The sequence below is a fragment of the Microbacterium lacus genome, assembly GCF_044794305.1.
Taxonomy (GTDB): Bacteria; Actinomycetota; Actinomycetes; order Actinomycetales; family Microbacteriaceae; genus Microbacterium; species Microbacterium lacus_B.
Genome location: NZ_CP084996.1, coordinates 691,885 through 711,823 on the forward strand (window position 1 = coordinate 691,885; position 19,939 = coordinate 711,823).

The following is a 19,939-nucleotide window of genomic DNA, read 5'->3' on the forward strand; positions in this document are numbered from 1 at the left end:
TAGCCGCGAGGCGCCCGCTCAGGTCGTTTCGGCGAACTCCATCACGCTGCTTCCGCGACGCTCGAACACCAGAGCGCCCACGGCGATCCCGACGATGAGAACCGTGACACCGATCGCCACTCCCGCCCAGAGCGCACGCGTGGCGAACTCGATCTCTCCCTGCAACGCCAACCATGACCACCACAGCACCGGTGCGCTGACGACGGCCGCGCCGACCATGACGAGCGCTTGCGCGACTACTCCGCCAGCTCCCGTGCGCTGTGGTTGCTGGAAGGGACTCTCCCCCGGCCGAGACACCGCATAAGGGGCGACGACGGATGACACGCTGGAGAGCCCAAGGGCCGAGAGGAACAGGCAGATCGATACTCCGGCCATTGCGGGCAGCATCGCCCAGCGACCGTGGAAGAGCACGGCAACCGGAATCGCCACAGCAAGCAGCGGAATGCCGATCAGCAGTACCGGCACCAGCCGACCGAGGCGGTCAGAGAACCCGCGCACACCGCTGGCGAGATGCATCCAGATCGCGGTGGAGTCATAGGCGAGGTCGTTGTGGGGTAGCCAACCCAAGAACAGCGCTGCGAACGGCACGGGGATCAGGGCGACCAACGCGAGCGGAATGCCGGCGAGCAACAGCGGGATGACGATGATCGCAGCTGCCACCGGAATGATCAACAGGTTCACGAGGTAGCGGCGATCGTGCAGCCAGTACATCAAGCTCCGCGCGGCGATCGCGCCGCCCGGGGTGCCCGGCGCCACCGCAAACCATCCGAGTCCCCCGCGCTCGCGCACGGTCGCGGGGCGTTCGGTCGTTGTGAGCAACCGCCGAACCGCCCACGCCCAGACCAGCGACAGGCCGACCAGAGTTGCTACGGCGATGGCGAGCGGGACGATCGCGCCCGGGGGTGCCTGAGCGACGCTGATCGGGTACGCCCACGCAGCGCCGAGCGGAGTCATGGCAAGAGTCGAGACCGCCTCGGCGAGTTGGGTCGGCACACCCGTCGTCCACCTGAGCGAGGCAAGGAAGACCCCGATAGGGACGAGCACGACGAGCACAACGAGCACGAACAGCCCGGAGAGTTCGCGCGAGCGACGGTCACGCAGGAAGAGCGACGTCACGGCCATCGAGACCTTTGCCGCGAGCACGCAGGTAGCGACCCCGAGAATGACCCCGAGTGCGCCGGCGAACCAGGGCGCGCCATGCGCACGCCACACGATCGATGCGCAGACCGCAACGGCCGTAAGTGTCAGGGTCGGGATGCTGAGAAAAGCGGCGAACGCCAATACGGTCGCGAGCCGGCCACGAGAAAGACCGAGAGGCCCGAAGCGCCGCGGGTCGAGCGGGTCGGTCGCCCCACCGATGAGCGGAGCGAGCAGGAATCCGAGCGTCACGGCTGAACCGCCGAGCACCGTCACAGCGAGGACCGCGTCGGTGGAAGCATCCGTCATCGTGAGCAATCCGATGCACACTGCTGCTGCTGCTCCTGCGAGAAGAATGAGGCCGACGATCACCCGCGTCGCGTGTTCGGTCCCGCCCCGAAGACCGCCGATCAGCAGCGCGATTCTCAGTCTGAGAACGTATGCAGCCACTCAAGGCCCTCCACATCGCTCAGGCCGCCGGCCAGTTCGATGAAGCGCTGCTCGAGCGTCAATTCGCCGCGCACCTCGGCGACGGTCCCCTCGGCGAGTACCTGGCCGGCGACGATGACCGCCACGCGCGTGCACACCCGTTGGACGAGGTCCATGCCGTGGCTTGAGAGAATCACCGTCCCCCCATGGGCGACGTACGCGGAGAGGATGTCGAGGATGATCGCGCTCGAAACGGGATCCACTGCCTCGAACGGCTCGTCGAGCACGAGCAAGCGTGGCGAATGGATCATCGCCCCGGCCAGCATGACTTTCTTCGTCATGCCCGCGGAGTAGTCCGACACTGGGCGGCCCAAAGCCTCCGTGAGATCGAACGCGCGGCCGAGATCACCGGTCCGCTTCTCGACGACGGCTGGTGTGAGCCCGCGCAGCACGCCGTAGTAGTACAACAGTTGGCGTCCTGTCAGGCGATCGAAGGTGCGCAGGCGATCGGGCAGCACGCCCATCATGCGTTTGGCTTTGAGGGAGTGGGATGCCGCGTCCACTCCGCCGATGTGAATGCTTCCTCGATCAGGCTGCAGCAACCCCGCGATCATGGAGAGGGTCGTCGTCTTTCCGGCGCCGTTGGGTCCGACGAGGCCGTAGAACGTGCCGACCGGAACCGTGAGATCAATGCCTTCAACCGCACGCACGCCGCCGAAGCTTTTCGCCACCCCTCGCAGGGTAAGCGCAGCCGTCGAGGAATCGGTCGGTTCGTCGATTGTCGCGTCGTCGGCCCTCTCGAACACCGCTTCGATGGTCACTGCCTCGACGAAGTGCGGGTTGTCGTGTTCTCGGGCGGGCTCGGGCTCAGTGCCTGGCTCTGGCTCAGTGCCTGGCTCTGGCTCTGGCTCGACGACAGCGAGTGGCATCGGGGGCACTTCGACGGTGCGGTCAACCGGCTCTTCGGCCACATCCGTCTGCATGACCGGCGCGGGATCTTTCACCGCCTCCGCCTCAACGACGGCTTCGGCATCGTCCACCATGGGCGCTGCCTGCTCGGGTGTCGCCTCTGCGGGCGCGACCGTTTCCGCCTCGATCGCGGGCCGCGGCGCCGCGCCGGGCAAGGGCGGCACTGGTGGAATCACTATTGCGGCCTCGGCGAATTCCGGGGGCAGCGGCGGCGGCGGCCCGGGGTTCGGCGTGCGAGCGATCTTGGACTTCACCGTCCCACGGTATCAACCAGCACCCGGACCGAACCCGTCTGTCGCCCAATGAGTCTGCGCGATCACAGAACATCACAGAATCGCAACGTCGACCGAGCGCTCTGCACCTTCACAGGTGTTCTCGCTACCATAGAGATGGCACGAAGGAGTGTCACCTCGGTGAACCGCCGATGAATCACACACTCCAGGAGCACACTTTGACTCTTCAGACCGTCATCCTCGCAGCCGGCATGGGCTCGCGCCTCGGCAGAAGCCTGCCCAAGCCGCTGACCGAGCTTGCCGACGGTCGTAGCATCATGCGCCAGCAGCACGACAACATTCGGGCCGCCTTCGGTGATGACGCGAAGATCACCACGGTTGTCGGTTACAAGGCCGAGGCCATCGTCGAGGCCTTCCCCGAAGCTGAGTACGTCTACAACGATCGCTACGACCAGACGAACACCTCCAAGAGCCTGTTGCGCGCGCTCGCCAAGACCGGCAAGAGCGGCGTGCTCTGGATGAACGGCGATGTCGTCTTCGATCCCCGCGTCCTCGGTCGGGCCATCGAGAGCATCGAGCGTGACCAGTCCTTCGTGACGGTCAACACCTCGAAGGTCAGCGACGAAGAAGTCAAGTACACCGTCACCGCCGAAGGCTTCGTCAAGGAGCTCTCGAAGGTCGTCAAGGGTGGAATCGGCGAAGCTGTCGGTATCAACTACATCTCAAGCAGTGACAAGAAGGCGTTCATGCGCCAGCTCACCCGCGTCGACGACCAGGACTACTTCGAGCGCGGTCTCGAGCTCGCGATCGCCGAAGACGGCCTGCTGCTGGCCCCTCTCGACATCTCCGATCTCTACGCCGTCGAGATTGACTTCGCCGAAGACCTCGAGCGCGCGAATCTTTACGTCTAAGCGCATGGCATAACGTCCAGCGCATATTCAGCGCGCGCTCATAGGATCGTGCGCGACATGGCTGAACAGGTACACCGCATCCACTCCCTCCCCGGTGACTCACCGTGGATGGGAGGACTTCCGCCTGCGGGTTCGGACGAGCATCCGCGGGTCATTCGCGCCCTCGACCGCGTGCTGGCGATCCAGCGACCGGTCGTACTGGCTCATCTGCGCAGCATCCGGTTGCGTCATCCCGATGCCTCCGCCGCCGAAATCGTGCGCATGCTCGAGCGGCGCTACCTCGCCGCCGTGACCACCGGAGGGGCTGCGGTCGGCGCCACAGCGGTCGTCCCCGGAATCGGCACGGGCGTGACCCTCGCCCTCAGTGGCGTCGAAACGGTCGGGTTCCTGGAGGCCACGACCCTCTTCGCACAGTCCGTCGCCGAGGTTCACGGAATCCCTGTCGCCGACCCAGATCGTGCGCGCGCGCTCGTTCTCACCCTGATGATGGGCAAAGAAGGGGTCGACCTCGTTTCACAACTGGCCGGCCAGGTTACTGGCAAGGGCGTGTCGCGCGACAAGTACTGGGGTGAGTTGATCACCAAGACCCTCCCCCGTGCGGCGATGGGTCCGCTCGTCGACCGCCTCAAGAAGTCCTTCGTGCACCAGTTCGCCGCGAAGGGTGGTGCGTCCCTCCTCGGAAAAGCGCTTCCGTTCGGTATCGGCGCGGTCATCGGCGGGGCCGGCAACCACGTGCTCGGTCGACGCGTGCTGGTGAACTCACGCCGCGGTTTCGGCATCCCCCCCGTGCAACTTCCCACCGACCTCGAACCGCGTCCGGACTCGGTGCGTCTCGAGTCGATGACGACGCGAGCGGTACGGCGCGCCGGCGGAGCGATCGCTGGCGGAGTCAGCCGAGGCGCGTCGGCCGTAGGCGGCGCGGCGCGCAAGGTCGGCAACAGTGTCAGCGGAACTTCGCGACGGCACGACGAGGGCTGATCGCGTACGCTCCCATACATGGACAGCACGTTGGCGTGTCTTGCCGCGTGGATGCCGCGGCAACGGTGGTACGCCGCGAAGGGGCGACTGCCCAGCCTGCGCCTGGTCGCCTGGTGGGATCTGCCGAGTGCCGAAGCGACCGACCCGGATGCACGGGTGCGCACGTTCCTCGTCGCCGACGAAGGCACGATGCCCACCGTTTTGTACCAGATCCCGGTCGTATCGCGAGCGACCGCGACGGTCGATCAGGATCCCGACCACATCATCGGCAGCCCCGAACCCGGAACGACCTTCATCGACGGCCCGTTCGACTCCGCCTACACGTCATCGCTGCTGTCTCTGCTCACTCGTGGCGGCCAGGGGAAAGGGCCGACCGCGCACGCGTGGGGTGTGCCGACCCCCGTTGCCGTGCATGACGGTCCGCGCACCGCGCAGGTACTCACCGGCGAACAATCGAACACGTCTGTGATCTTCGCGGCGACGGATGGCGGCATCCCGATCATCTGCAAGATCTTCCGTCAGCTGCACCCAGGTGTGAACCCCGACATCGAGCTGCCGACGGCTTTGGCAGATGCCGGCTCGTCCCATGTGCCGCGCGCCGTGGGATCGGTCGACGGGTCGTGGCCCGATATCTCGACGTCCGGTGGTTCGGTGCAGGGATCGTTCGCTTTCGCACAGGAGTTCCTCCCCGGCGTCGAGGATGCCTGGCGGGTTGCCCTGCGAGCCGCCGCGGGCGGCGACGACTTCCGAGACGCAGCACGGGAGCTGGGCGCGGCGACCGCCGATGTGCACCTCTCACTCGCAGAGCTGTTCGCTACGCGAACCACAGAATCCGCAGACCGCGAATCCACCGCTGCGACATGGCGACGACGACTCGCGATCGCGATCGCCGAGGTGCCCGCAATCGCCGAGCGTCGGGAGGCGATCGAGGCCGTGTACGCCCACGCGGACTCGCTCGAGTGGCCGCTTCTGCAACGCATTCACGGCGACTACCACCTCGGTCAGGTGTTGCACGTGCGCGGGCGGGGATGGGTCCTCGTGGACTTTGAAGGAGAGCCGTTGCGCCCGATGAGCGAGCGCACCCGTCCCGATCTCGCGCTTCGTGATGTCGCGGGCATGCTGCGCTCGTTCGACTACGTGGCCGGTTCCATCCGACTGGACCACCCCACACGTCCGCCCGAGGCGGTGCGCGAGTGGGCGCGCGCGGCACGCCAGGGGTTCATCGAGGGCTACGTCGAACGGTCCGGGGTCGACCTGCGCGCACACGGCCCATTGCTGGCTGCCCTTGAGCTCGACAAAGCGGTGTACGAGGCGATCTACGAGGCTCGCAATCGCCCGACCTGGGTCACGATCCCGCTGCGCGGAATCCACCGACTGGTCGATCGTCCCTCGTAGTCAACGAGCACCGTCAACGAGCACCGTAAACGAGCACAGTCAACCGGCATCCTCGTCCAATTCGGCTTCTTCGGTATCGTCATCCTCCGCTGTGTCGTCGTCGGCCGTGCGAAGGTGCCAAAGTTCCCACTTCGACATCAAGTCACCGACGGCATCGTGGAAGCGCGCCGTAGCCGCACCTGGAGCGGTGTCACCGAAATAGTGCTCAGACCAATGCTGCAACCGTGCAATCGTCTCGCCGTCCGCGAGGACGCGCTCGGTCTCTGCGACCACGTTCGGGGAGGCTTGTGCAGTGAGCCACTCGCACGCCGCCAGATATCCGTGCACGTCGATGTGGGCAGCCTCATCGAGAGGTCGAGTGATCATGAGCGGCCGATCTGCGGCGAGGCGGTCGTACACCATGGCTGAGATGTCGACAATCGCAACATCCGCGGCGGCAAGTTGCCATCCGAGCTCTGGCCGATCGTCGAACACGTGATGCGCGGTCGGGTCGGCGTCGTTTGCTGCCGAAAGGGCACTGATGATCCGCTGGTTCGCGGCGCCATACTCGGCGTTGACGACACCTGAGCGCGGGTGGGGACGGTAGATGACGCGGTGTCGGCGTGACATCAGGAACGCCCCGACCAACGCCTCACCGTGCGTGAGAATCGAACCGTAGTGCGCCGACGGGCGATCGCCCTCCCACGTTGGGGCGTACAGCACGACTGTCCGCTCGTCGGGCGTGTAGGGCAGCGCGCCCGAGTAGTGATCGGCCTGGGGCCGACCGATCTGCATCGTACGGCGGTCGAGGTCGTAGTCCCACATCACTCGCTCGAGTCGCTCTCGTGCGGCGGTACCGGCGATGAAGGCGAAGTCGTAGGCCTTGTACTGATTGGTCGTCATGTACATCTTGTCGGACTCGCCGTGGTTGATGAAGACATGCCATCGACGTCCGTAGCGGAACATCTGAAAATTGCGCGTGTTCTGGTTCACGTAGAGCACGACACGGATGTCCTGGGTGGCGATAAAGCGCTCGAGGTCACGGACAGCCGGCACGAACGCAACAGGGAGCGCGGCATCGGCCAAAAGCGCTTGGGCGCCGGTCGCGGCGCGACTGAGAACAACGACGGGCCACTCGGCCGACAGATCGGCGAGCGGCTTGTACCACTGCCTCATTTGGTACATGTTGACCACGCCATCGGCGAAATAGACCGCGACGCGGTAGTGGTGCAGTGGATGCGCCGGCCCGGCACTTATCGTGCGCCGGACGTCGATCGCGGCCGAGCGACTGGTGACGGCTTTGCGCACGAGCGCGACGGCCTTTTTCGCATCCGAGATCAGACCCATTCCTTCAGCGTACCGATCTACATCCGCGTGACATGATCGATCAGTGGAACCGAACGAGCACCCCCCGAGCGATGCTTCGGCGGTCGCGCGCGGTTCCGGCGTCACCTTCGTCATGCCCGTGCTCAATGAGCGGGCGTACCTCGAGCGCGCCGTGCAGACCGTATTGACTCAGGATGCCGCGTTCCCGACCGAGCTCGTGCTGGCACTCGGACCCTCAACCGACGGCACGACCGAGCTCGCGAAAGAGCTTGCCGAACGCGATGAGCGCATCATTCTCGTAGACAATCCGCGTGCGGACATCCCGGTGGGACTGAATCTCGCGATTCGTGCCGGCTCGCACCCGACGATCGTCCGGGTGGATGCTCATTCTGAACTGGATCCTTCCTACACGCGCCGCGCGCTCGAGACGCTTGATCAGACGAAGTCGGCGAACGTCGGCGGAGTCATGCGCGCCGAAGGGCGCTCGCCCTTTCAACGTGCGGTCGCGCGGGCGTACAACTCGCCCATCGGTCTCGGCGGTGGCGCGTATCACGGGGGTACTCAGCCCGGAGAAGCGGAGTCCGCGTATCTCGGTGTGATGCGACGCGCAGTCATTGAAGAAGTCGGGATGTTCGATGAAAGCATCCGACGCGGCGAGGATTGGGAGCTCAACTACCGGATCCGCCGCGCGGGGTATCGGGTGTGGTTCGATCCCACCCTTTCGGTCACCTACTGGCCGCGCGAGAGCTGGCAGCGTCTGGTCCGTCAGTTTTACGCAACGGGCCGTTGGCGCGGAGAGCTCGTGCGCCGCTTCGGACGCGGCAATTCCCTACGCTTCTTCGCGCCTCCGCTCCTGGTCGTGACGATCGCGCTTGCCCTCATCACCGCGCTGTTGCAGGTGAGCGGTGTCGTGTCCGGGTGGGCGTCGGTGGCAGCATCCGTCATCTATCTCCCGCTGCTCGCCTACACCTTGCTGATCATCGGGGTCGCCCTGGGGCGCGGGGGCGGCACCGGATGGCGCGACAAAGTGTGGACGGCGGCGGTGCTGCCCTCAATGCACGTGTCGTGGGGTACGGGATTCATCAGCGGGCTACTGCGAGGCGCACACGACACTGTCGACACGTCGAGGCTCGGCGATCGCAACACACCGCTCCCCTGAGTGCTCCCGCCGACTCGTCAGCGGTCGAGGTACCTCTGGTCGAAAATGCGGGCGACCACACGCTCGGCGGCGTGACCGTCATCGCGGGCGTTGAACTTTTCTCGCCACTGCGCGTAGGTCGCCGCGAACGGCGCGGCGTCGTCAGCGCGGATTGCGCTCACCAGTTCGTCGTGGGATCGCACGACAGGGCCGGGAGCGTGCGCGGCCAGGTCGAAATAGAACCCTCTCAGCTCGCCGCGGTAGTGCTCCATATCGGGGACGAAGAAGTACATGGGCTTGGAGGTCACTGAGAAGTCGAACATCACTGACGAGTAGTCGGTGATGAGTGCGTCGGCGGCGAGCAGGAGGCGCGAGGTGTCGGGGAACCCCGTCACGTCGATCACGCGAGGACCACGCGCATCGCGCCCCGGCTCGAGCGTCCGCGAGTGACCACGCACGAGGACTACTGCATCGACGTCGGCCGCGAGGGCGACGGGATCGAGAAAGTCCACGATCTCGGCGCGGTCGTCGCGCCACGTGGGCGCGTAGAGAATCACCCGCTCATCGGGCCCGATGCCCAGTGCGGAGCGAGCATCTGCACCGTCGCCGCCGACGAGCACGTCATTGCGCGGGTATCCCTCCACCCAGGTCGGCCGGGTGAGGAAGGCGTATGCCTTGCCGAGTATGCGCGCTGCGTACGCGTTCTGGGCCAGGAGCACGTTCCACCTTCGGGATTCCTTGAGCACCGCCGCCATCCGGCGCGGATCGAAGCCTGGCCGGTGCAAAGCCAGTCGCTTGAGCGGCGTACCATGCCAGGTTTGAATGACGACCTGCCCCTTGCGTCGCGCGAAGCGGCGACGCAACCAGTCATTGACGACGAGCAGGCGTGACGCGCCGCGCGCACGCCACCAGTCCGGGCTTCCGTCGACAACGGCGATCGCACCCTCAGGCACGACGACGGAGAGATCTACGACGCTCCAGTAGCGCGTGACTTCGGGCGCAACGCGGGCGATCTCGCGGTCGATGGCGAGCGGATTGCAACTCGCACTGCGTCCGTAAAAGCTCTCGAAGAACACCGCGTTCTCGAGACCTCCTGGCCGAGTCGCGTATCGACGCTCGAGCGCGTCCTGACCCTCACCTGAGTCGTACGCAGGATCGATCGGTGGGGCGATTGTCACGGTGAATCCGTCAAGGCTCGCTCTGAGCGCACCCAGCTGAGTCGGCACGATCGCGGGAGGTGCGGCGACCTCGGCGCCCGCGATGCGGAGCTCGTAGCGCCCGCTGGGGAGGGGCAGAAGAGGTCCACCCCAGCGGCTTGCACGAAGCTTGACCACGGCCTTCCACGTCTTGCCTCGTCCGCTCGTCACCGCCGCAACTCGGGCGCGCGGACCCACCAGCTCGACAACCGGGCGTTCACCGGTTCCGGAAAGCACGAGAAGCGCCCCATCGTCGTCGATGGTGAAACGTGCGTCGGTCATCGCTCTCCTTCTGAGACAGCTTCGGCGGGTGACATCGCCCGGGCACCGAGCCCACGAAGAATCGCACGGTACACCCGATCGGTGTTGTGGCCGTCCCGGTGGGCGTGCAGCCGGTCACTGAGCGCTCGTGAGCGCGCGGTCGCCTCGGCGCGGGCATCGTCATCGGAAAGCACCGCATCGAGGTGAGACGTCGCGTCGTTCCAGTTGCGAGCGTGATCGTTGCCCGCCACATCGACGTACTGACCGTAGAAACCGCGCCGGCGCTCGTAGGCCTCGAGGTCGGGTGCGAAGTAGACCACAGGCAGCGGAACGAGTCCAGCATCGAAGGCGAGCGACGAATAGTCGGTGATGACGGCCTCGAGTCCGGGAAGCACTGGCGTGATGTCCGAGATGAGGTCGCTTCCGAGGGGGCGAACGCGTTCGGTCGGAACGGGCGGCACGTAGTTTCCGGCCCCCAGCGGGTGGGAGCGCACGAGAATCACGGCGTCGTGTCGCGTGAGTACTTCGATCAGCGCAAACCATTCCTGCGGGTTGGGGATCGCCGGATCGATCTCACCGTCGCGCCACGTGGGCGCGTAGAGCACCAGCCGAGACGCAGGGTCAACGGGGCCAGCGATGCGATCGACCTCTGCCCGGGCCGCCGACCGACGGGCGAGGAGCGTGCCACGCGACAGTACATCCACGCGCGGCTCACCGCTCACGGGAACGCATTCGCTCGGCAACGAGAACGCTGATTCGAGGCGTCCACGCACCAGGTCGGATGCGGCGGGGAGCACGCGGATCCGACGCGCCGCGACGGCATACATCCCGGAGAGAAGCCTCCGGAGGATCCCGGCGACGGGAAGTCGACCGATCACAGACGGCAACCGGAGGGTCTCGGGTGAATCCAGCCCGATGCGCTTCAACGGGATTCCATGCCACAGCTGAACGATGAACGCGCCGCTCACCGCATAACGATTGACGTCTCCGAAACCGTGGGTGACGACGACGACACGCGCACGCGTCGTGCGCCAGAAACCGCGCAGGCTGTTCTTGTAGGCGAACGGGATGCCTCGGGCCGCAGCATCCGTCGCCTCACGAGCATTCGACACCAGCCAGAGACCACGGTGTCCTTCGCGCTGGATCGCGGTCTCCCACAGAGCGAGCGCACCATCACCGATTCCGGCACCGCACCCGACGACCCACTCGTCGCGGGATCGTGGAATCACCGCGGTGACCAACCGGCCGGCCGCGTAGAGCGGGAGTGCGGCGAGTTTTCGCGCATTCCCCGCACCGAACGAGAAGGACGCCACCCCGCGAGCCTATCGCGGGGTAGCGTCCGAAGCGGGCTCGAAACTCGCTAAGGCAGCTCGCCGAGAACCACGTCCACGGTCTGGGTGTCGTCACCGCGGACGAAGGTCACGGTCGCCTCGCTCCCGGCCGCGGCAGCGCGCACCTGGGCGGTCAGGTCCACCGAATCGGTGATCGGAACACCGTTGAATTCGGTGACGATGTCGCCCTCTCGCAGGCCCGCTGCCGCTGCGGCGCCACCGTCGGTGACCTCGGCGATGTAAGCGCCGGTGATCGTCATGCCTTCGACGTACGCCGCCGACTGCACGCTCGCTCCGAGGAGACCGTGGGTAGCCACGCCGTCTGCGATGATCTCATCCGTGATGCGCTGGACGATGTTCGACGGAATCGAGAAACCGACTCCGATTGAGCCGGCGGCCGAGCCGCCACCCGCTGAGGCGATCGCCACGTTGATGCCGATCAGCTTGCCGTCGGAGTCCACGAGCGCGCCACCCGAGTTGCCGGGGTTGATGGCGGCGTCGGTCTGGATGACCGCGATCTTGATCGACTCCGCCCCAGAACCCTGACCGGTCTGGCCCTGTCCGTAGTCGAACTGGAAGGGGGGAACGTCTTGCTGATCTTCGACATCCGGTGTCGGCCCCGGCTCGTCCGATTCTTCGGTGGTCTCGGGAGCGGCGGATGACGCGATCTCGATTGAGCGGTTCAGTGCGCTGACGATTCCGGTGGTGACGGTGTTCGCAAGACCAAGGGGTGCGCCCACCGCAACCGCAACGTCGCCGACGTTCAGGTCGGAGGAATCAGCGAACGCGATCGGGGTGAGGCCCGAGGCATCCACCAGCTTGATCACGGCGAGGTCATACGTTGGATCGGTGCCGACGACCTCTGCGTCGAACACGCGACCGTCCGAGGTCGTGACGCGGATCGCCGCGTCGGCGCTGGCGCCGTCCAGCGTCACCACATGCGTGTTGGTGACGACGTAACCGTCGGTCGAGAGGATCACGCCGGAACCGGTGCCCGAACCGTTGGCGCTGGACGCGGCGATCGTGACGACGCTGGGTAGCGCCGTGGAAGCGATGCCGGTGGTCTCGTTCACAGACTCGGTGTCGTTCACGGTCACCGTCGCAGGACCCGCGGCGGGGGTGGTTCCGGTCGGGGCGAAGAGGTTGGCACCGGCGTACGCTCCGCCGAGTCCGGCAGCACCGCCAACGAGCGCAGCGGCAACGAGCAACCCGGCAATGCGGCCCGCGCCCACTTTGGACTTCGGGGCTGATGGTGCCTTGGCGGTGGGCACGGTTCCGGTCGAGGTCACGCCGGAGGGAGTGATCGGGAGTGTCGCGTGAGTGTCACCGGGACGCGGTGCGGCAGCGAAGGCAGCGCCCGGAGCTGCGCCATAGGGCGGCTGACCGGCATACGCCTGCGGGTACACAGGCGCCTGACCGGCGTAGCCGTTGGGGCGCGGATACGCCGGAGCGCCCTGCGGCTGGACGGGGTACGCGCCGACGGGACGAACTCCCTGCGAGGCGAAGGGCGCCTGCGGGACGGGCGGGACGGGCGGGACGTCAGGCAACGCGGGCACCGCAGGTGCCTGGTCCTGACTGTGAGCCTGGTCGGGGTCTTGACTGACGGGCTGATCGCCCTGGGTGTCGCTCATCTTTGCTCCTTCTGAAAACCTTTCACCAGAGTGCCCGTCGATGCTGTGTGTTTCTTATGCCGTGGATGGGACAGCACTATGTGAATGCGGTGCACCAGGCGAGTACGGTGATGAGGATGCGAGACATTCCAGGGGCGTGGCGCAGGACGGCCGCGGGCGCGGGCCTGATCGGCGCGGATGGTTCCATCCGCCCCACCATTTTCGCCGAAATGTCAGCGCTCGCGGCGAAAACGGGCGCAATCAACCTCGGCCAGGGCTTTCCTGACGAGGACGGCCCTGGAGAAGTCCTCGAAGCGGCGCGTGCGGCGATCTCTGCCGGCGTCAATCAATACCCGCCGGGTCGCGGCCTCCCGGATCTACTGACAGCCATCGCTGAGCATCAGCAACGCTTCTACGGACTGATCGTTGATCCCGGCTCGGAAGTTCTCGTCACGGCGGGAGCCACCGAGGCACTCGCCGCCGCTCTCCTCGCGCTGGTCGACGACGAAGACGACGAGGTCGTTGTCTTCGAGCCGTACTACGACTCCTATGCCGCGATCGTTGCCCTCTCCGGCGCACGCCTGGTGACCGTCCCGCTGAGTTGGCCGGAGTTTCAGCCTGATCTCGACGAACTGCGGGCGGCATTCACCGAACGCACCCGCGTGATCCTCGTCAATGACCCACACAATCCGACTGGGGCGGTCTTCGCTCCCGAGGTTCAGGCCGAGGTCGTGCGTCTGGCACACCTGCATGACGCTGTCATCATCACCGACGAGGTGTACGAACACCTCGCCTTCGATGCTCCCCACGTGCCGATCGCGACGCTGCCCGGTGCGTACGAGCGCACTCTGACGATCTCATCGGGAGGCAAGACTTTCTCGACAACCGGCTGGAAGATCGGCTGGATCACGGGGCCTGCGCCGCTCATCGACGCCGTGCTGGCGGTCAAGCAGTTCCTGACATACGTCAATGGCGCGCCCTTTCAACCCGCAATCGCCGTGGGTCTGCGTCTGTCCGACGAATTCTTCCGCAGCATCGCCGACACGCTTCGCGCGAAGCGCGACATCCTCGGAGCGGGCTTGCGCGCGGCTGGATTCGAGACATCCGTCTCGTCCGGCGGCTACTTCACCGTCGCCGATGCCGGGCCACTCGGCGCATCCGACGCCGCGGACTTCTGCCGCGAACTCCCCCACCGCGCGGGTGTTGTCGCGATTCCCTTGACCGCGTTCGCCTCGACCTCCGGGCGGGACCGTTATGCGACGCTCGTGCGGTTCGCCGCATGCAAGAAGGTAGGGGTGCTCGAGGACGCAGCATCCCGACTCGCCGCCCTTCGCGGCTGATCCACTGCTGAGTCAGCCGTCGATCGGCGTCACGCGGTACCGTCGCAATGCCAATGCCGGATTCACACGGCGAACGCGCTCAATCATGCCCACATCGAGGTGCGCAACCGCGATCCCTGTCGTGGTGCCGAGCGCGGCGATCTCCACCCCCAGGGGGTCCACGATCATCGAGAGGCCGACCCCGAGTGGCGGCGGATGGTCGGCTGCCGCGACGAACGCCGTGTTCTCTATCGCTCGCGCGTGAATCATGGTGCGCCAATGGTGCTCTTTGAGCGGACCGCGCACCCACTCTGCCGGCACGACAATCAGATCAGTCCCCACGTCGACGAGCAGTCGCCCTACTTCTGGGAAGCGGAGATCGTAGCAGGTCATGAGACCGACGGTGAAGCCGTCCACGTCGAAGCTCGCACCGATGCCGGTTCCGGGCTCGACCCAATCCGATTCGCGGTGACCGAAGGCGTCGTAAAGGTGCAGCTTGCGGTAGACCGCTCGCACTCCGCCGGCGTCGACGGCGACGACCGCGTTGCGCACGTGTTGGCCATCGCTCCCCCGCTCGACGAGCCCGGCGACGATGGTGAGGTCATGAGCGCCGGCCAGCGACGTCAGTTCGAGAACAAATGAACCGTCGAGGTCTTGGGCATGCGCACTGAGGGTCTCATCGAACGGGTCGACGAAGTAACTCGAGTACTCGGGGAAGACCACCATGCGCGCACCGCGATCGGATGCCTCCGCCACGAGCGTCGCGATCACCTCGAGGTTTGCCGCCACATCCGCGATCGGAGCGAACTGTGCGACCGCCACTGCAACACTCTTCATCGTTTCCCGCCTGCTCCGTTGCGCGTGCGAATCACGGCGGGCGCGACGATCCACAGCCCAAGCAGAACAACGGCCAGAGCAATGACCGCCGCCCAGGCTGCCGAACCGCTCACGACAACATCGAAGACGAAGGCGACCACCCCGATCACCAGAAACGCCACCGTCACGAGGGCAGTCACCAGTGCGGCGTGGCCGTAATTCACCACGTCGGGCTTTGCCCGCAGTCGGAACAGTGCCCGGTGTAGAGCAACCGGTGCGAGCGCGACGATCGCGCTGAGTGCGGAGAGCACCACGAGCGAGAGGTAGAGCAGCCGCTGGCCATCGGTCAGATCCGCGAAAGCAGGCTGGAACGCCAGAGCCAGAAGGAAGCCTGTGAGGATCTGGGTACCAGTCTGTAGGACCCTGAGCTCCTGCAGCACCTCGTTCCAGTTGCGATCCGCTCGCTCCGTGCTGGTCTCATCGCGCCCGTCACCCAGGTCGCCTCTGGAAGGGCTGTCGCGCACGGAATCCATGGCTCCATCCTCGCCGCGACACTCCCGACGGGCAAGCAGGTTGCCCCGTGTCGACGTGCCCGAAAACCCGTGCTAGGGTTGATTCTTGTGCCGCGGGGTGGAGCAGCTCGGTAGCTCGCTGGGCTCATAACCCAGAGGTCGCAGGTTCAAATCCTGTCCCCGCAACAGAACGAAGTAGGCGTCCCGGTAACGGGGCGCCTTCTTCTTTGCGTGAGCCGTCACGACTTTTCGGCCGTGTGGACTCTCTTGAGCCCCCCTTGTAACATCGTGACCTACGATATTGCTAGTCAAACTAGTGAATAAGCGGAGGATATGCCGATGATCGACGTCGACCACGTGATCCTTCTCGACGATGAGGGCCACGCGATCGGGTCCGCCCCGAAGGCCAGCGTGCACGGAACCGACACGGCCCTGCACCTCGCCTTCTCCTGCCATGTCGTCAACGACGACGGCAAGGTTCTCGTCACGCGCCGCGCACTGAGCAAGAAGACCTGGCCGGGTGTCTGGAGCAACTCGTTCTGCGGTCACCCCAAGCCTGCCGAACCGGTCATCTCCGCCGTGCACCGTCGCGCCGAGTTCGAACTCGGACTGACCCTGACCGATCTCGAGCTCGCCCTGCCCTTGTTCCGCTACCGGGCGGTCGACACGAACGGCATCGTCGAGCACGAGGTGTGCCCGGTGTACACCGCACGCGCGGTCGGTGAACCTGTACTGAACCCCCTTGAAGTGGTCGACGCACAGTGGGTCGACCCTGAGGCGCTCGCCGTCTCAATCGCGGCAACGCCGTGGGCGTTCAGCCCCTGGCTTGTTCTCCAGGCTGAGCAACTGCACCTGTTCGACAGCGCAGCGGCCAAACTGCGCGCATCGTGATCGCCGTGACAGCGCAGGCTGCGATCGACGAGGCGATCGAGAAGGAACTCGCTCGCCTCCGCCAACGCGCCCACGAACTCGGTGAGGGCTTCGGCGCGCTCGCCGACGCCATGAGTCGAGCCGCCGAGGGCGGAAAGCGGATGAGGCCGGCCTTGGTCGCCGCATCCTTCGAGGCATTCGGTGGCGAGGTCAGCGATGAGCCCGGGCTCTATGCGGTCGCAACCGCGTTCGAGTTTCTGCACACGGCGTTCGTGATCCACGACGACGTCATCGACCACGATCTCGTGCGTCGGGGCGTCCCAAACGTCGGCGGCGAGTTTCGCAGTCGCGCGGCCCGTAAAGGGGCAGATGCGGCGGGCACCGCCACGCTCGGCGACGCAGCAGCGATTCTCGCCGGCGATCTGCTGCTGTACGAGGCGTCCCGCCTCATCGCACTGGCAGATGTCGAGCCGGCGGCACGGGCGGGGTTGTTCACACTCCTTGATGACGCCGTCTACATCTCGGCGGCCGGCGAATTGGCCGACGTCGAACACAGCGTGACCGCAGACGACGCACAGTCTGCGGCGATCCTCGACGCGACCTTCAACAAGACCGCCGTCTACTCTTTCCGCGCTCCCCTGGTCGCCGGCGCCCTGCTCGCCGGCGCGTCGTCGGACGCCGTTTCGATCCTCGAGTCCGCCTCGGGCAAGCTCGGTCTCGCGTTCCAACTCGTGGACGACCTGATCGGCGCCTTTGGGTCGGCCCAGCAGGCGGGTCGCGACGAGGGCGTGGACCTGCGGGAGTCCAAACGAACACCACTCGTGGCCCTCGCGCGGGAATCGCCGACGTGGCCGCGCGTCAGCGACGCCCTGGCGCTTGCCTACACCGGCCCGATCGCCGTACGTGAAGCGCAGCAGGCGCTCGAAGAGAGCGGCGCCCGATCGCGTCTGCGCTCTTTGGTGGAAGATACCCTGAGTGATGTGCGATTCGCGGCGGACGACCCGGTTCTGCCGGTAGCAGTGTCCGAGCTTCTGCGCGGCCTCGCCGACCGTGTGCAGGAGCGCGTGCCTTGAGCGATCGAGCGGTGAGGCGAGGCGCCCCCACGGGTCTCGATCTCTACAATCGAACGGCTCAGGATGCTGCATCGGCCGTCATCACGGCATACTCGACGTCGTTCGGACTCGCCAGTCGCCTGCTCGGCCCGAGGCCCCGACCGCACGTGCGTAACGTCTACGCGCTGGTGCGCGTCGCCGATGAGATCGTCGACGGCCCGGCCGAAGCCGCCGGTCTCAGCCCTGGTGAAGCGCAGACCGTCCTGGACGAGATGGAAGCCGAGACGCTCCGGGCTATCGCGTGCGGATTCAGCGCAAATCTCGTGATTCACGCCTTCGCCCTCACCGCCCGCGAGTGCGGCATCGGCGAAGATCTGGTGGGGCCGTTCTTCGCGTCGATGCGCACCGATCTCAGCATTGCCCAACACGACGACGCCTCTCACGATGCGTATGTCTACGGGTCAGCCGAGGTCGTCGGCCTCATGTGCCTCCACGTGTTCGTCAATGCCGGATCATCCCATCCCGTCCCCGCTGATCCCGACCTGGTCGAGGGAGCGAGGCGGCTGGGCGCAGCCTTTCAGGACGTGAACTTTCTGCGCGACCTCGACCATGACGGAGCGGCGCTGGGTCGCGATTACCTCGGACTCACCACCGGCGAGCACAGCCGCGAAGAAATTCTCGACCGCATCGATTCCGACCTCTCAGTCGCTGCGGCTGCCGTCTCGCGGCTGCCGGCGGATTGCCGCCGCGCGGTGACCGTCGCCCACGATCTGTTCGCCGAGCTGTCTGGCCGCCTGCGCCGCAGCGATCCGGATGGCCCGCGTGTGCGTGTGCCCGACCCAGTGAAGGCCGCAATTGCCGCTCGCGTCCTGTTGGGCGCCTCTCCCCGAGGAGCACGCTCATGACCCGACGCACCGTACGCCCTGCAGGTGGCGCGGCAGTCGTCATCGGCGGCGGTATCGCGGGGCTGGCCACTGCGGCTCTGCTCGGGAAAGAAGGCTTCGCCGTCACCGTTGTCGAAGCTCGCGACGAGGTCGGTGGGCGCGCGGGTTCGTGGGAACAGGACGGCTTCCGCTGGGATACCGGTCCGAGCTGGTACCTCATGCCCGAGGTGTTCGACCACTTTTTCGAGATGATGGGCACGTCCGCCGAGGCGGAACTCGAGTTGGTTCCGTTGGACCCGGCGTACCGCATCTTCTCCGGCCCGACGGCAGCACCGCTCGATGTGCGATCAGGACGCGCCGAAGCGACCGCGCTCTTCGAGAGCATCGAACCCGGCGCCGGGGCGGTGCTGGATGAATATCTGGATTCCGCGGCCGACGCGTACGACCTCGCCGTCTCACGGTTTCTGTACGACACATACGAGACGACGGCAGGTTTGCGCGACCCCGCGCTCTTGCGCAGGCTCCCCCAGCTCGCGCCTCTCCTGACACGCACGCTCGCGTCCTATGTCGAGAAGCGCTTCACCGACCGGCGTTTGCGTCAAGTGCTCGGCTACCCCGCTGTGTTCCTCGGCGGTTCACCGTACGGGGTACCCAGCCTGTATCACCTGATGAGCCACCTCGACCTGGACGACGGGGTGCTCTATCCCCAGGGCGGATTCACCCAGATCATTGCGGCGATCGAGCGTCTTGCCCGCGCGCAGGGCGTCGAGATCGTCACCGGCGCGGAGGTCGCGCAGATCGAGACCGAGGGCCGCGCTGCCGTGGGCGTCCGCCTCGTGGACGGACGACGCCTCGCCGCCGATCTGGTCGTGTCGACGGCCGATCTGCACCACACCGAGACAGCCCTCCTCCCACCCGAGCAGCAGACCTACCCGCAGAAGTGGTGGGACTCGCGCACGCCCAGCCCCGGTGCGCTGTTGATCCTCCTCGGAGTGGAAGGCGAACTTCCACAGCTCTCGCACCACACTCTGCTGTTCACCGAGGACTGGCGGTCGAACTTCGACGACATCTTCGGTTCCTCGCCCAAGATTCCCGAACCCGCGTCGCTGTACGTCTGCCGTCCGAGCGCGACGGATCCACATGTCGCCCCCGCAGGCCACGAAAACCTCTTCATCCTTGTTCCGATTCCCGCCGAACCCGGGCTCGGCAGGGGCGGCATCGACGGCGACGGCGACGCATTGATCGAGACTGCGGCTGACCACGTCATCGCGCAACTGGCGCAATGGGCTGGCATCCCCGACCTGTCAGAACGCATCGTCGTTCGGCGCACCATCACTCCGGGCGATTTCGAGGCCGATCTGCACTCGTGGCGCGGCAACTCTCTCGGGCTGGCGCACACCCTCGCCCAGAGCGCGGTCTTCCGTCCCCGCAACGCTTCCAAGAAGGTGGATGGGCTGCTGTACGCCGGCGGCTCAACCCTCCCCGGTATCGGCTTGCCGATGTGCCTCATCTCGGCCGAGCTGGTCATCAAACGCCTGCGCGGCGACACCACCCCCGGACCACTTCCACTCTCCGAACGTGCGAGAGTGTGAG

The 19,939-nt window shown here is 66.1% G+C and carries 17 protein-coding genes and 1 tRNA gene; 10 read left to right on the forward strand and 8 right to left on the reverse strand.

Annotated features, from left to right (window positions below):
- Positions 1–18 precede the first annotated feature (18 nt).
- Together LG299_RS03475 and LG299_RS03480 are read right to left on the reverse strand one after the other, a co-directional pair.
- The gene (locus tag LG299_RS03475; protein ID WP_404433555.1) at positions 19–1,587 is read right to left on the reverse strand and encodes a hypothetical protein; all 1,569 of its coding nucleotides are present in this window, start codon (positions 1,585–1,587) and stop codon (positions 19–21) included.
- Positions 1,563–2,789 (reverse strand): ABC transporter ATP-binding protein, encoded by a 1,227-nt coding sequence (locus tag LG299_RS03480; protein WP_404433557.1) that lies wholly within the window; start codon positions 2,787–2,789, stop codon positions 1,563–1,565. Before LG299_RS03480 ends, LG299_RS03475 begins: the two co-directional genes overlap by 25 nt.
- A 197-nt stretch (positions 2,790–2,986) precedes the next feature.
- On the opposite strand from LG299_RS03480, the gene LG299_RS03485 reads away from it, so the two are divergent.
- The 3 genes from LG299_RS03485 to LG299_RS03495 are packed head-to-tail and all read left to right on the forward strand — an operon-like array spanning position 2,987 to position 6,052.
- Positions 2,987–3,679: an NTP transferase domain-containing protein gene (locus LG299_RS03485; protein ID WP_404433559.1), complete on the forward strand. Its 693-nt coding sequence runs from the start codon at positions 2,987–2,989 to the stop codon at positions 3,677–3,679.
- Between the two features lie 57 nt (positions 3,680–3,736).
- The gene (locus tag LG299_RS03490; RefSeq protein ID WP_404433561.1) at positions 3,737–4,657 is read left to right on the forward strand and encodes a hypothetical protein; all 921 of its coding nucleotides are present in this window, start codon (positions 3,737–3,739) and stop codon (positions 4,655–4,657) included.
- Between the two features lie 18 nt (positions 4,658–4,675).
- Entirely contained in the window at positions 4,676–6,052 is a 1,377-nt protein-coding gene (locus LG299_RS03495) for an aminoglycoside phosphotransferase (protein WP_404433563.1), read from the forward strand.
- A 39-nt stretch (positions 6,053–6,091) separates the two neighbouring features.
- On the opposite strand, the gene LG299_RS03500 is transcribed toward LG299_RS03495, so the two are convergent.
- Positions 6,092–7,378, reverse strand: a complete 1,287-nt coding sequence (locus LG299_RS03500) for a CDP-glycerol glycerophosphotransferase family protein (protein ID WP_404433565.1) — start codon at positions 7,376–7,378, stop codon at positions 6,092–6,094.
- 112 nt (positions 7,379–7,490) lie between these two features.
- On the opposite strand from LG299_RS03500, the gene LG299_RS03505 reads away from it, so the two are divergent.
- Complete coding sequence (locus LG299_RS03505) at positions 7,491–8,516, forward strand: glycosyltransferase family 2 protein (protein ID WP_404434787.1); 1,026 nt, start codon at positions 7,491–7,493, stop codon at positions 8,514–8,516.
- Between the two features lie 17 nt (positions 8,517–8,533).
- Here the strand turns inward: LG299_RS03505 and LG299_RS03510 are convergent, their stop codons facing one another.
- Genes LG299_RS03510 through LG299_RS03520 form a run of 3 tightly spaced genes read right to left on the reverse strand, consistent with a single transcriptional unit; the run spans position 8,534 to position 12,914 of the window.
- Complete coding sequence (locus tag LG299_RS03510; protein WP_404433567.1) at positions 8,534–9,973, reverse strand: CDP-glycerol glycerophosphotransferase family protein; 1,440 nt, start codon at positions 9,971–9,973, stop codon at positions 8,534–8,536.
- Positions 9,970–11,265 carry a CDP-glycerol glycerophosphotransferase family protein gene (locus tag LG299_RS03515; RefSeq protein WP_404433568.1) on the reverse strand — a complete coding sequence of 432 codons (1,296 nt, stop codon included), beginning with the start codon at positions 11,263–11,265 and terminating at the stop codon, positions 9,970–9,972. The genes LG299_RS03510 and LG299_RS03515 overlap by 4 nt, the downstream gene beginning before the upstream one ends.
- Before the next feature lie 47 nt (positions 11,266–11,312).
- Positions 11,313–12,914, reverse strand: coding sequence for a S1C family serine protease (locus LG299_RS03520; RefSeq protein ID WP_404433570.1), 1,602 nt, complete (start codon positions 12,912–12,914; stop codon positions 11,313–11,315).
- Positions 12,915–13,030: 116 nt separating this feature from the next.
- Here LG299_RS03520 and LG299_RS03525 point away from each other — a divergent pair, with 116 nt between their 5' ends.
- Entirely contained in the window at positions 13,031–14,233 is a 1,203-nt protein-coding gene (locus LG299_RS03525) for an aminotransferase class I/II-fold pyridoxal phosphate-dependent enzyme (protein WP_404433572.1), read from the forward strand.
- Positions 14,234–14,245: 12 nt separating this feature from the next.
- Here the strand turns inward: LG299_RS03525 and LG299_RS03530 are convergent, their stop codons facing one another.
- Both LG299_RS03530 and LG299_RS03535 read right to left on the reverse strand, forming a co-directional pair.
- On the reverse strand, positions 14,246–15,049 hold the full coding sequence (locus LG299_RS03530) for a carbon-nitrogen hydrolase family protein (protein WP_404433574.1): 804 nt from the start codon (positions 15,047–15,049) through the stop codon (positions 14,246–14,248).
- Entirely contained in the window at positions 15,046–15,561 is a 516-nt protein-coding gene (locus LG299_RS03535; RefSeq protein ID WP_404433576.1) for a DUF6328 family protein, read from the reverse strand. The genes LG299_RS03530 and LG299_RS03535 overlap by 4 nt, the downstream gene beginning before the upstream one ends.
- A 91-nt stretch (positions 15,562–15,652) precedes the next feature.
- On the opposite strand from LG299_RS03535, the gene LG299_RS03540 reads away from it, so the two are divergent.
- The 5 genes from LG299_RS03540 (at position 15,653) to crtI (ending at position 19,938) form a co-directional block, all read left to right on the forward strand.
- Positions 15,653–15,726, forward strand: a tRNA-Met gene (locus tag LG299_RS03540).
- Between the two features lie 153 nt (positions 15,727–15,879).
- The gene (gene idi / locus LG299_RS03545) at positions 15,880–16,431 is read left to right on the forward strand and encodes an isopentenyl-diphosphate Delta-isomerase (protein WP_404433578.1); all 552 of its coding nucleotides are present in this window, start codon (positions 15,880–15,882) and stop codon (positions 16,429–16,431) included.
- Positions 16,428–17,483 carry a polyprenyl synthetase family protein gene (locus LG299_RS03550; RefSeq protein ID WP_404433580.1) on the forward strand — a complete coding sequence of 352 codons (1,056 nt, stop codon included), beginning with the start codon at positions 16,428–16,430 and terminating at the stop codon, positions 17,481–17,483. Before idi ends, LG299_RS03550 begins: the two co-directional genes overlap by 4 nt.
- Complete coding sequence (locus tag LG299_RS03555) at positions 17,480–18,367, forward strand: phytoene/squalene synthase family protein (RefSeq protein WP_404433582.1); 888 nt, start codon at positions 17,480–17,482, stop codon at positions 18,365–18,367. The genes LG299_RS03550 and LG299_RS03555 overlap by 4 nt, the downstream gene beginning before the upstream one ends.
- On the forward strand, positions 18,364–19,938 hold the full coding sequence (crtI, locus tag LG299_RS03560; protein WP_404433584.1) for a phytoene desaturase family protein: 1,575 nt from the start codon (positions 18,364–18,366) through the stop codon (positions 19,936–19,938). Before LG299_RS03555 ends, crtI begins: the two co-directional genes overlap by 4 nt.
- Position 19,939 lies beyond the last annotated feature (1 nt).